11 protein-coding genes are annotated in these 12,427 nt (G+C 58.0%); all 11 read left to right on the top strand.

Annotation, left to right across the window (positions count from 1 at the left end; all coding sequences use genetic code 11):
- Window positions 1-365: 365 nt before the first annotated feature.
- The 11 genes from arnB to ACMGGK_RS12625 all read left to right on the top strand — a co-directional run bounded on the left by arnB (window position 366) and on the right by ACMGGK_RS12625 (window position 12,416).
- Window positions 366-1,520, top strand: a complete 1,155-nt coding sequence (gene arnB, locus ACMGGK_RS12675; RefSeq protein ID WP_033640509.1) for a UDP-4-amino-4-deoxy-L-arabinose aminotransferase — start codon at window positions 366-368, stop codon at window positions 1,518-1,520.
- Entirely contained in the window at window positions 1,507-2,487 is a 981-nt protein-coding gene (gene arnC, locus ACMGGK_RS12670; protein WP_015377702.1) for an undecaprenyl-phosphate 4-deoxy-4-formamido-L-arabinose transferase, read from the top strand. Before arnB ends, arnC begins: the two co-directional genes overlap by 14 nt.
- Window positions 2,487-4,469 (top strand): bifunctional UDP-4-amino-4-deoxy-L-arabinose formyltransferase/UDP-glucuronic acid oxidase ArnA, encoded by a 1,983-nt coding sequence (gene arnA / locus ACMGGK_RS12665; RefSeq protein ID WP_033641428.1) that lies wholly within the window; start codon window positions 2,487-2,489, stop codon window positions 4,467-4,469. Before arnC ends, arnA begins: the two co-directional genes overlap by 1 nt.
- Window positions 4,466-5,371 (top strand): 4-deoxy-4-formamido-L-arabinose-phosphoundecaprenol deformylase, encoded by a 906-nt coding sequence (arnD, locus tag ACMGGK_RS12660; RefSeq protein ID WP_016927957.1) that lies wholly within the window; start codon window positions 4,466-4,468, stop codon window positions 5,369-5,371. The genes arnA and arnD overlap by 4 nt, the downstream gene beginning before the upstream one ends.
- Window positions 5,368-7,032 carry a lipid IV(A) 4-amino-4-deoxy-L-arabinosyltransferase gene (gene arnT, locus ACMGGK_RS12655; protein ID WP_016927956.1) on the top strand — a complete coding sequence of 555 codons (1,665 nt, stop codon included), beginning with the start codon at window positions 5,368-5,370 and terminating at the stop codon, window positions 7,030-7,032. Before arnD ends, arnT begins: the two co-directional genes overlap by 4 nt.
- Complete coding sequence (gene arnE / locus ACMGGK_RS12650; RefSeq protein WP_004931404.1) at window positions 7,029-7,373, top strand: 4-amino-4-deoxy-L-arabinose-phosphoundecaprenol flippase subunit ArnE; 345 nt, start codon at window positions 7,029-7,031, stop codon at window positions 7,371-7,373. Before arnT ends, arnE begins: the two co-directional genes overlap by 4 nt.
- Window positions 7,370-7,762 (top strand): 4-amino-4-deoxy-L-arabinose-phosphoundecaprenol flippase subunit ArnF, encoded by a 393-nt coding sequence (arnF, locus tag ACMGGK_RS12645; protein WP_016927955.1) that lies wholly within the window; start codon window positions 7,370-7,372, stop codon window positions 7,760-7,762. The genes arnE and arnF overlap by 4 nt, the downstream gene beginning before the upstream one ends.
- Before the next feature lie 171 nt (window positions 7,763-7,933).
- Window positions 7,934-8,398 (top strand): NlpC/P60 family protein, encoded by a 465-nt coding sequence (locus ACMGGK_RS12640; protein ID WP_016927954.1) that lies wholly within the window; start codon window positions 7,934-7,936, stop codon window positions 8,396-8,398.
- Window positions 8,399-8,457: 59 nt separating this feature from the next.
- Window positions 8,458-9,471 (top strand): lipoate--protein ligase A, encoded by a 1,014-nt coding sequence (locus ACMGGK_RS12635; protein ID WP_033640505.1) that lies wholly within the window; start codon window positions 8,458-8,460, stop codon window positions 9,469-9,471.
- 514 nt (window positions 9,472-9,985) lie between these two features.
- Complete coding sequence (locus ACMGGK_RS12630) at window positions 9,986-10,717, top strand: EAL domain-containing protein (protein WP_048323176.1); 732 nt, start codon at window positions 9,986-9,988, stop codon at window positions 10,715-10,717.
- A 256-nt stretch (window positions 10,718-10,973) separates the two neighbouring features.
- On the top strand, window positions 10,974-12,416 hold the full coding sequence (locus tag ACMGGK_RS12625) for a protein adenylyltransferase SelO (protein ID WP_079449304.1): 1,443 nt from the start codon (window positions 10,974-10,976) through the stop codon (window positions 12,414-12,416).
- The last annotated feature ends 11 nt before the right edge of the window (window positions 12,417-12,427 follow it).

Genomic DNA, 12,427 nt, shown 5'->3' with positions numbered 1-12,427 from the left:
TAAACATAGTGAATATAAATAGCCGGGTAATCATCGGCTATTATTGTTCTGCCTCTCATTTTTTCGTGAGTTTTCTTGAAAAACGCCAATGACGTGCTACGCTTGATTCGGCAAAAATAAAATAAGTAAATAATTATTAATAAATATAATTACTTGATTTACATAATAAACTTAAATTAATGATGACGGCACCTATCCATCAGTTCTCCTACTGATGACAATCCTCGTCTTAAGGTTTAGTTAAGCTTGCGGCCTTACATTGGCAGTTAATCCACGGAAACGATTCTTCTCTGGCGTTTAATATTCGTTAAACGAAAGGGATTTACAGTGTCATCAAAAGCAGTTCGATACGTTTGGGGTTAACTATGGATCAATTTTTGCCTTTCTCTCGTCCGGCCATCGGCGACGAAGAAATCGCCGCGGTAGAGAAAGTGCTGCGTTCCGGCTGGATCACCACCGGGCCGCAAAACCAGCAACTGGAAAATGACTTCTGTTCCACTTTCGGCTGTAAGCACGCCATCGCCGTCAGTTCCGCCACGGCGGGCATGCACATCACGCTGATGGCGCTGGGCATCGGCCCCGGCGACGAAGTCATCACCCCTTCGCAAACCTGGGTTTCCACCCTCAACATGATTGAGTTGCTGGGCGCCACGCCGGTGATGATCGACGTTGACCGTGATACGCTGATGGTCAGCGCCGCCGATGTCGAGGCTGCCATCACCCCCAATACCAAAGCGATTGTTCCGGTGCATTATGCCGGTGCTCCCCTGCAGATGGATGCGCTGCGCGCCGTGGCCGAACGCCACCGCTTACCGCTGATCGAAGACGCCGCCCATGCGGTCGGCACGCGCTACAACGGCGAATGGGTCGGCGCGCGCGGCACGGCGATTTTCTCTTTCCATGCGATTAAAAACGTGACCTGCGCCGAAGGCGGCCTGATAGCCACCGATGACGATGCGCTGGCGGATCGCCTGCGTTGTCTGAAGTTCCATGGTCTGGCCGTCGATGCCTTCGATCGCCAGCAGCTAGGCCGCAAACCGCAGGCCGAAGTGGTGGAGCCGGGTTACAAGTACAACCTGTCCGACATTCACGCGGCGATCGCCGTGGTGCAGCTGTCACGCTTCGCTGAGCTGAACGCACGGCGTAAGGCGCTGGCACAGCGCTACCTGAGCGCGTTGGAAGGCTCGCCGTTCCAACCGTTGGGCGTGCCGGATTATCCGCATGACCACGCCTGGCACCTGTTCATGGTCCGCGTCGATCCGGCGCGTTGCGGCATCGATCGCGACCAGCTGATGGAGCGCCTGAAAGAGGTTGGCGTCGGCACCGGGCTGCATTTCCGCGCCGCGCACACCCAGAAATTCTACCGTGAGCGTTATCCACAGCTTTCTTTGCCGAATACCGAATGGAACTCGGCGCGGCTGTGCACCTTACCGCTATTCCCTGACATGACCGACGCCGACGTGGATCGCGTGGTCAATGCCTTGTCTTCTGTTGTGGAGTCTTTACGTGTCTCGCGTTGAACCGATTAAAAAAGTGTCGGTAGTCATCCCGGTATACAACGAGCAGGAAAGCCTGCCGGCGTTGCTGGAGCGTACTACTGCCGCCTGTAAGCAGTTATCTCAACCTTATGAAATCATCCTCGTCGACGATGGCAGCAGCGACAACTCCGCTGACATGCTGACCGCGGCGGCGGAAAAGCCGGACAGCCACGTGATCGCCGTTTTGCTGAACCGCAACTACGGCCAGCACTCGGCGATCATGGCCGGTTTCAACCAGGTGACCGGCGATCTGGTGATTACGCTGGACGCCGATCTGCAGAACCCGCCGGAGGAGATCCCTCGTTTGGTCAGCGTGGCGGAAGAGGGCTATGACGTGGTGGGCACCGTGCGCGCCAACCGTCAGGACTCCTGGTTCCGCAAAAGCGCCTCGCGCGTGATCAACATGATGATTCAACGCGCCACCGGCAAGTCGATGGGGGACTACGGCTGCATGCTGCGCGCCTACCGTCGTCATATCGTTGAGGCGATGCTGCACTGCCATGAGCGCAGCACCTTTATCCCGATTCTGGCGAACACCTTCGCCCGCCGCACGACCGAGATCGACGTGCGTCACGCCGAACGCGAGTTTGGCGACTCCAAGTACAGCCTGATGAAGCTGATCAACCTGATGTATGACCTGATCACCTGCCTGACCACCACACCGCTGCGTTTGCTCAGCGTGGTCGGCAGCATTGTGGCGCTGTCCGGATTTGTGCTGGCGCTGGTGCTGATTGCACTGCGTCTGCTGCTCGGCCCTGAATGGGCCGCCGGCGGCGTGTTCACCCTTTTCGCCGTCCTGTTCACCTTTATCGGCGCCCAGTTTGTCGGCATGGGGCTGTTGGGTGAATACATCGGCCGCATCTATACCGACGTGCGTGCGCGTCCTCGCTATTTTGTTCAGAAAGTGGTCGGTGCACAGCATGACCACAATACTCAGGAAGAAGAATGATGAAAGCTATTGTATTTGCTTACCATGATATTGGCTGCGCAGGTCTGAAAGCGCTGACTGAGGCGGGTTATGACGTGCAGGCCGTGTTCACGCACACCGACGACCCTGGTGAGAACAACTTCTTCTCCTCTGTGGCCCGTTTGGGCGCCGAATTGGATCTGCCGGTCTATGCGCCGGAAGACGTAAATCACCCGCTGTGGGTTGACCGCATTCGCGCACTGCAGCCGGACGTGATCTTCTCGTTCTATTACCGTCACATGCTGAGCGACGAGATCTTGTCGCTGGCGCCGCAGGGCGGTTTCAACCTGCACGGCTCGCTGCTGCCGCGTTACCGCGGCCGCGCGCCGGTGAACTGGGCGCTGGTGAATGGCGAAACCGAAACCGGCGCCACGCTGCATAAAATGGTGAAACGCCCGGACGCCGGCGACATCGTCGGTCAGCAGAAAGTGACCATCGCAGACAACGACACCGCGCTGACGCTGCACAAAAAAGTGCTGGAAGCCGCGCAGGTCGTGTTGAAAGAGCAACTGCCGAAACTGAAGAACGGCACCGCCACCTTCACCCGGCAGGATGAGTCTCAGGCCAGCTACTTCGGCCGTCGCACCGCGGCGGACGGCGAGATCCTGTGGCACAAATCCGCTAAAGAGATCAATAACCTGGTGCGCGCAGTCACGGAGCCGTACCCGGGCGCGTTCAGCTACCTCGGCCAGCGCAAACTGATTGTCTGGCGCTCTCGCGTGCTGGACACCCAACACGATAAACAGCCGGGCACCGTGCTGAGCACCTCGCCGCTGGTCATCGCCTGTGGCGAAGGCGCGCTGGAGATCGTCGCCGGTCAGAACGACAGCGGTCTGTACGTGCAGGGCAGCCGCCTGGCGCAGGAAATGGGCATCGTCACCGACGTGCGTTTGGCCGCCAAGCCGAACGCCGTAATGAAACGCCGCACCCGCGTGCTGATCCTCGGGGTTAACGGCTTCATCGGCAACCACCTGACCGAGCGCCTGCTGCGCGACGACCGCTACGACATCTACGGTCTGGATATCGGTTCTGACGCCATCAGCCGCTTCCTCGACAACCCGCGTTTCCACTTTGTGGAAGGCGACATCAGCATCCACTCCGAGTGGATCGAGTATCACATCAAGAAATGCGACGTGGTGCTGCCGCTGGTGGCGATCGCGACGCCGATCGAATACACCCGTAACCCGCTGCGCGTGTTCGAGCTGGACTTCGAAGAGAACCTGAAGATCGTTCGCGACTGCGTGAAATACAACAAGCGCATCATCTTCCCGTCCACCTCAGAAGTGTATGGCATGTGCGACGACAAAGAGTTCGACGAAGACCATTCGCGTCTGATCGTCGGGCCAATCAACAAGCAGCGCTGGATCTATTCGGTCTCCAAACAGCTGCTGGATCGGGTGATCTGGGCTTACGGCGCCAAAGAAGGCCTGAAGTTCACGCTGTTCCGTCCGTTCAACTGGATGGGGCCGCGTCTGGATAACCTGGACGCTGCGCGCATCGGTTCTTCCCGCGCCATCACTCAGCTGATCCTCAACCTGGTGGAAGGTTCGCCGATCAAACTGATGGACGGCGGCGCGCAGAAACGTTGCTTCACTGACATCAACGACGGCATCGAAGCGCTGTTCCGCATCATCGAGAACCGCGACGGCCTGTGCGACGGCCAGATTGTCAACATCGGCAACCCGACCAACGAAGCGAGCATTCGCGAGCTGGCGGAAATGCTGCTGGAAAGCTTCAACAACCACCCGTTGCGCGACCGCTTCCCGCCGTTTGCCGGCTTCAAGGACGTAGAGAGCAGCAGCTACTACGGCAAAGGTTACCAGGACGTCGAGCACCGCACGCCGAGCATCAAAAACGCTCACCGTCTGCTGGGCTGGCAGCCGACCATCGAGATGAAGCAAACCGTCGCCGATACGCTGGACTACTTCCTGCGCACTACCGTTCAGGAAGGGAACGGTGCATGAAGAAAGTCGGTCTGCGGGTTGATGTAGATACCTTCAGCGGCACCCGTGAAGGGGTGCCGCAGTTGCTGGACCTGTTCGAAAAGTACGACATTCAGGCCAGCTTCTTCTTCAGCGTGGGACCGGACAACATGGGGCGCCATCTTTGGCGCCTTTTGCGTCCGAAATTTCTGTGGAAAATGCTGCGTTCGAACGCCGCCTCGCTGTACGGCCTGGATATTCTGCTGGCCGGCACCGCCTGGCCGGGGCGCAATATTTCGCGCGCGTTGGGGCCGCTGATGAAGCGCACCGCCGAAGCCGGCCATGAAGTCGGGCTGCACGCCTGGGATCACCAGGGCTGGCAGGCCAAGGTCGGCAAATGGAGCGAGGCGCAGCTGACCGAGCAGGTGCAGCGGGGCGTCGACGCCCTGAGCGCCTGCACCGGCCAGCCGGTGAAATGCTCCGCCGTGGCGGGCTGGCGCGCCGATACGCGCGTGCTGGAGGTCAAGCAGCGCTTCGGCTTCCATTACAACAGCGATTGCCGCGGCACCCATCCGTTTCGTCCGGTGCTGAGCGATGGGCGTCACGGTACGGTGCAGATCCCGGTCACGTTGCCGACCTTTGACGAAGTGATCGGCAGCGAAGTCAGCATGGCCGACTTCAACGACTACATTCTGCGCGCCATCGAGAACGATCGCGGCGTGCCGGTGTACACCATTCACACCGAAGTGGAAGGCATGTCGCAAGCGGCGATGTTCGAACAGTTATTGCAACGCGCACAGCGGCAGGGCATCGAATTCTGTCCGCTGAGCGCGCTGTTACCGCAAGATTTGGCGTCACTGCCGTTGGGCCGCATCAAGCGCGCTCCTTTCCCCGGCCGCGAAGGTTGGCTGGGCTGTCAAACCGATGTGAAGGACGTTACATGAAGGCGCTAAAAGGATCCTGGGCCATTCTGCTGGCCGTTTTTTTTGCTCTGGTTTACCTGATCCCGCTTAACGGCCGCCTGCTGTGGCAGCCGGATGAAACGCGTTATGCCGAGATCAGCCGTGAAATGCTGCAACGCGGCGATTGGGTGGTGCCGCATCTGCTGGGGCTGCGTTATTTCGAGAAGCCGGTAGCGGGTTACTGGTTCAATAACATCAGCCAGTGGCTGTTTGGCGAAAACAACTTTGCGGTGCGCTTCGGCTCGGTGTTCAGCACCGGCATGACCGCATTGCTGGTGTTCGCGCTGGCGATGCTGATGTGGCGCAATGCGCGCCGCGCCAGCCTGGCGATGTTGATGTTCCTGTCGATGGTGCTGGTGTTCAGCATCGGCACTTACAGCGTGTTGGATCCGATGATTTCGCTGTGGCTGGCGGCGGCGATGGTCAGCTATTACCTGACGCTGCAGGCCTCCTCGGTCAAGGGCAAGCTGGGCGCTTACGCATTGCTGGGCTTGGCCTGTGGCATGGGCTTTATGACCAAGGGCTTCCTGGCGCTGGCGGTGCCGGTGATCGCGGTGATCCCGATCGTCATTCAGCAACGCCGCATCAAGGATCTGCTGTGCTATGGCCCGGTGGCGATCGTGACCGCTACGCTGCTCAGCCTGCCGTGGGCGCTGGCTATCGCGCAACGCGAACCCGATTTCTGGAATTATTTCTTCTGGGTCGAGCATATTCAGCGTTTCGCCGAAGATAATGCTCAACACAAGGCGCCGTTCTGGTATTACCTGCCGGTTCTGCTGGCGGCGGTGCTGCCTTGGCTGGCGCTGCTGCCCGGCGCGCTGCTCAAAGGTTGGCGCGAGCGCGTACAGCGTCCGGAGCTGTTTTTCCTGCTGAGCTGGGCGCTGATGCCGCTGATCTTCTTCAGCATCGCCAAAGGCAAGCTGCCGACCTACATTCTGCCGTGCATGGCGCCGCTGGCGCTGCTGATGACCGCCTATGCGGAAGACTATGCCGCCACGCTGCGCGCCAAGCTGTTCAAGGCCAATGCCTGGTTGAACGGCCTGTTCGGGCTGATTGGCATCGTGGCGCTGGTGGTGTTGAGCTCCGGTCTGCTGCCGAAAGCGCATCTGTTTACTCCCCAGGAGTGGCCGAAAGTGGTGCTCGGCCTGATCGCCTTCGGCGGCTGGCTGCTGTTCGCATTGGTTTCTGCGCGCGATAACGGCCGCCAATGGCGCTGGGCGGCGGCTTGCCCGGTGCTGCTGTGCCTGGTGATCGGTTACGCCATTCCGCAACAGGTGACCGATTCCAAACTGCCGCAAAACTTCGCCCGCGCCACGATGGCCGAACTGAGCGACAGCCGCTATGTGTTGAGCGACAGCGTCGGATTGGCGGCCGGCCTGGCCTGGGAACTGAAGCGCAGCGACGTGCTGATGTACAGCCAGAAAGGCGAGGTGGCCTATGGTCTTGAGTACCCGGACGCCAAGGGGCACCTGATCAGCGATGCCGACTTCCCGCAGTGGCTGGCGCAGGCGCGCAAGCAGGGCAATGTGTCGCTGGTGTTGCAGCTGTCCCGCGATGAAGCGCTGCCGCAGGAGCTGCCGGTTGCAGACAAGGTGGATCGTATGAACCGCCTGGTGCTGATGTGGTATAAACAGCAACCATGATCGGTTTTTTGTTGGTGATAGTGGTCAGCCTGCTCACCTGTGGTGGGCAGCTGTGCCAGAAACAGGCGGCGCACTGCTGGGAACGGGCAGACGAGGCGCGGCTGAAACAGACGCTGCGCTGGTTGGCGCTGGCGGTGTTGCTGTTGGGGCTGGGCATGGCGGTGTGGCTCAATGTGTTGCAACGCCTGCCGCTCAGCCTGGCTTACCCGATGCTCAGTCTGAACTTCGTGATGGTGACGCTGGCGGCGCGCTGGCTGTTTCATGAGCCGACGACCGTTCGCCACTGGTGCGGCGTGGCGTCGATTATGCTGGGGATCCTGCTGATGAGCGTGCATTCATGAAGGGCTATGCCTGGGGCGCCGCCAGCGTACTGCTGGTGACGCTGGCGCAGTTGCTGATGAAGTGGGGCATGGTGCAGATCCCGCTGATGTCGTTCGCCGACGTCTCGTTGGCGCTGATCGGCGACAACGGGTTGCCGCTGCTGGCGGTGGGCGGCGGCATCTTCGGTTATGCGCTGTCGATGCTGTGTTGGTTCTTTGCGCTGCGCCATCTGCCGTTAAACCGCGCTTATCCTCTGCTGAGCGTCAGCTATGCGCTGGTTTACCTGGCGGCGGTGATCCTGCCGTGGTTTAACGAGTCCGCTACGCTGCTGAAAACGTTGGGCACGCTGTTTATTCTGTTCGGCGTCTGGCTGATTAACAGCAAACCCGAGACAAAATCGCCGGAATAGCGCCAAAACCGGCGATCCCGCCATTATCTCCCTTATGGCGCTTGCCTTTTTCATCGTGCGGGAGATAAATTAACGCCAAATGGCGCTCTCCTTACGTGATGCCGGCTTTGCCTCGCAGGCGGTGGTGTACCGGATGGCATAATGCGGCGACGTGTTCAATGAAGGGATATTATGCGGATGCGTGTGTGGTTTTTATTAGCCAGTTTGATCCTCGCCGGGTGTAGCAGCCATGCGCCGCCGCCCAGCGGCCGCCTGGCGGACTCTATCGTGGTGGTGGCCCAGCTCAACGAACAGTTGCGCCAGTGGTACGGCACGCCATACCGTTACGGTGGTCTGGATCGCGGCGGCGTAGATTGTTCCGGCTTTGTTTACCGCACGTTCCGCGATCGTTTCGACATGCAACTGCCGCGTTCGACCGAAGAACAGACCTCCCTGGGCACCAAGGTTTCACGTGATGAGCTGATGCCGGGCGATCTGGTGTTTTTCAAAACCGGCGGCGGTGAGAACGGCCTGCACGTCGGCATTTACGATACCAACGACCAATTTATCCACGCGTCGACCAGCCGCGGGGTGATCCGCTCCTCGCTCGATAACGTCTACTGGAAGCGGGTGTACTGGCAGGCGCGACGCATTTAGCCTTAACCCGTTGATTTGGTGTATCATGGCGGCATCTCGTGTTTTGAACGGTGCCTGCCATGAACAGCCTGCGTTTACTGATCTCCGACTCCTACGATCCCTGGTTCAACCTGGCGGTGGAAGAGTGCATCTTCCGCGAAATGACCACGCAAAAGATTCTCTTCCTGTGGCGCAATGCCGAAACGGTGGTGATTGGCCAGTCGCAAAACCCTTGGAAAGAGTGCAATACCCGGCGTATGGAGCAGGACGGCATTCGGTTGGCGCGGCGCAGCAGCGGCGGCGGGGCGGTATTTCACGATCTGGGCAATACCTGCTTCACCTTTATGGCCGGCAAACCGGGCTACGACAAGAGTGTCTCGACCGACATCATTCTGCAAGCGCTGCGGCAGTTGGGCGTCACAGCCGGCGCGTCGGGGCGCAACGATCTGGTGATGGAAACCGCCGACGGGCCGCGAAAAATATCCGGATCGGCCTATCGAGAAACGCAGGATCGCGGTTTCCACCATGGCACGCTGCTGCTGAATGCCGATCTGGAACGGCTGGCGGACTACCTCAATCCGGATCCCAAAAAACTGCAGGCCAAGGGCATCACCTCGGTGCGTTCGCGCGTCGCCAATCTGGCGGAGTTTTTGCCGGGCATCAGCCATGAGCTGGTGTGTGAGGCGATCGTTCAGGCCTTCTTCGCCCACTATGGCGAGACGGCCGAGCCGGAGATCATTTCGCCGGATGTATTCCCCGAACTGCCCGATTTTGCCGCGCAGTTCGCCAAACAGAGCAGCTGGGAATGGAATTTTGGCAAGGCGCCGGCGTTCAGCCACTTGCTCAACGAGCGCTTTGTCTGGGGCGGCGTAGACCTGTTCTTCGATGTGGAGAAGGGGGCGATCGTTCGCGCGCAGGTATTCACCGACAGCCTGAATCCCGCCCCGCTGCAGCGGTTGGCGGAAATGCTGGTGGGCTGCGCGTATCGAAGCGAGCCCGTTGCCGCTTGCTGTGACCGACTGATGGCGGACTATCCTCAGCAGGCGGCCGAATTAGCCGAGCTGCGGCAATGGCTGAGCGAAACGATCCGCTAGCGCGCGCAGGCCAGGTGATGAAGGGATGAGCGTGCTCATCCCTTTTTTTATTGCTGAAATCGACGTTTTGCATGGCGGTAGCGCAGATTTTCTGAAAATCAAGGTGGGCATTTTTTTACGTTTTCAATGCCGCGAATAACGGGCGGAATTGATGCGTTATTAAATTTAATCAGTCGTCGTTAACGGCAGGAAAAATTGGCGTTAAGGAGGAAAGATTATTTTACTTTATTTAGGATTTTTCTTAAATAAAACAAAGGAGATAAGTCAAATTTAGCCATAAATCCATTCAACTTAAGTCAAATACCATTTTGCATAACGCGTTTGGCGCCCGCCATGGCATAAGTCCGGCTGCTTTTCTTTGCGCCTTGCACGATTGTCGTATAGCTTTAATCTATCAATTAAATGATATTTCATGGGTATTTACATTGATATTTCCGATTAATCCCAGAGGGATTGATCGATAAAATATATTGATATACGATGATACGCTAGCCATTCATCCTGTGGCATTAAAATGAACATCCAACTCGAAGCTGACTTTATTAGTAGCTATGTTTTTCAACCTGTTTACTCAATGGAGGGCGGGCTGTTGGCGGTGGAAATGTTGAGCCGTTTCAACAGTCTAGATGGTGATTTAGCCATGCCGGCCGAAATTGGGATTAATTTATTGGCGCCTGAACAAAGGATTGAGTTATTTAATGAGCAACTGAAACTTGCGGAGCAGCATGCGGCTTGGTTTACCGGTAACAACGTGCAGTTGACCATCAATATCGAAGAAACCATCGTTGAGCTTATTCTTTCCGATTCGGCGTTGTGCCAAAGGATCGGGCAATATCCTTTTATTGCATTTGAAATCAGTGAGAGTTTTCCGAATCTTTCGGCCGGCAAGAACAACCCGAGCGTGCGGCGATTAAGCGAAATGTTTACGCTGTGGCTCGATGATTTCGGTTCCGGTAAGGCCACGTTGACTGCGTTGTACGACGGTTTGTTTGACTACGTAAAGATAGACAAACGTTTTTACTGGCAGCTGTTTACCCATCAGGGGTATGACGTGGTCATTGACTCGTTGTTAAAGAATATCAACCTGTTATGTAAAGGCGTGATCGTCGGAGGAATAGAGAAAAAAGAGTATTTTAATAAACTCAGATACGCCGGTGTTTTAGGCCTGCAAGGTTTTTTATGGCCCAGCGTTGGTGTGGATAATCTGCAGGCTTTGCTGACGATGCCCAGCGAGTTCAATAATTAAGAAGTGATATAAAAAACTACACCCTATGAGGTCAATAATGCGCGGAGTGAGGTTACCGTGATCCCGCCGTCGTTATTCACCTCGTTTTGGGCTGATAACCGCGTTTGTCCGCCAGCGTTAAACCGCGTTCCCCCCGCCAAGCGGAAGCGCCAAACTCCCTGCATCCGTCCTGACGGCAGGCGGATGCGTTCTCCCTGCATTCCTTCGGTGTTAATCCGCCCGTTCACGCTCTACACTACGCTGAAACGGAGGGCCTATGCCGCAGTTCGATAACGCTTACTACCAACAGTTACCTGGTTTCTACACCGCTCTGAATCCAACGCCGCTTAAGGATGCGCGCCTGCTGTACCATAGCGAGCCGCTGGCGCGTGAACTGGGGCTGGATGAAAGCTGGTTTACTCAGGATAAAACCCCGATTTGGGCGGGAGAAACGCTGCTGCCGGGCATGCAGCCGCTGGCGCAGGTGTACAGTGGCCACCAGTTCGGCGTGTGGGCCGGGCAACTGGGAGATGGCCGCGGCATTTTGCTGGGCGAACAGCGCCTGGCGGACGGCAGCCACCGCGACTGGCACCTGAAGGGCGCCGGGCTGACGCCGTATTCGCGCATGGGTGATGGCCGCGCGGTGCTGCGTTCGGTGATCCGCGAGTTTCTGGCCTCTGAGGCGCTGCACCATCTGGGGATCCCCACCACCCGAGCGTTGACCATCGTCACCAGCCAACAACCGGTATATCGCGAGCAGCCGGAACGCGGCGCCATGCTGATGCGGGTGGCGGAAAGCCATGTGCGCTTCGGCCACTTCGAACACTTTTATTACCGTAAACAGCCGGAGCAAGTGCGGCAACTGGCGGATTTCGTCATCGCCCATCACTGGCCACAGCTGCAGGATCAGGCTGAGCGTTACCTGCTGTGGTTTACCGACGTGGTCGAACGCACGGCGCGTTTGATCGCCCATTGGCAAACCGTCGGTTTCGCCCACGGCGTGATGAACACCGACAATATGTCGATTCTCGGCATCACCATCGATTACGGCCCTTATGGCTTCCTGGACGACTACCAGCCCGGCTATATCTGCAACCACTCCGATCACCAGGGGCGTTACGCCTTCGACAATCAGCCGGCGGTGGCGCTGTGGAACCTGCATCGCCTGGCGCAAACCCTGTCGGGGCTGATGACCACCGAGCAGCTGCAGCAGGCGCTGGCGGCGTATGAGCCGGCGCTGATGCGCGCCTACGGTGAACAGATGCGCGCCAAACTCGGCTTCTTCACGCCGACGGCGCAGGATAATGACGTGCTCACCGGTTTGTTGAGCCTGATGGCGCAGGAAGGGCGGGACTATACCCGCACGTTCCGCTTGTTGAGTGAGACCGAACAGCAGCAGGTGCAGTCGCCGCTGCGCGACGAGTTTATCGACCGTGCGGCGTTCGACGCCTGGTATCAGCAGTATCGTCAGCGTTTGCAACAGGAACAGGTCAGCGATGCGGAACGGCAACGGGCGATGAAGGCGGTGAACCCGCGCCTGATCCTGCGCAACTATCTGGCGCAGCAGGCGATTGAGGACGCAGAGAAAGACGACGTGGGCCGTTTGCAGCGGTTGCATCAGGCTCTGCTGAGGCCGTTCGACGATGCGCCGGAGTATGACGATCTCGCCGCGCTGCCGCCGGACTGGGGCAAACATCTGGAGATTTCCTGTTCCAGCTGAGATGAAAAAGG

The sequence above is a fragment of the Serratia sp. BNK-33-b genome, from assembly GCF_048684565.1.
Taxonomy (GTDB): domain Bacteria; phylum Pseudomonadota; class Gammaproteobacteria; order Enterobacterales; family Enterobacteriaceae; genus Serratia; species Serratia marcescens.
The sequence above is the reverse complement of the archived record's forward strand: the minus strand, read 5'-3'. Positions and strand labels throughout refer to the sequence as shown.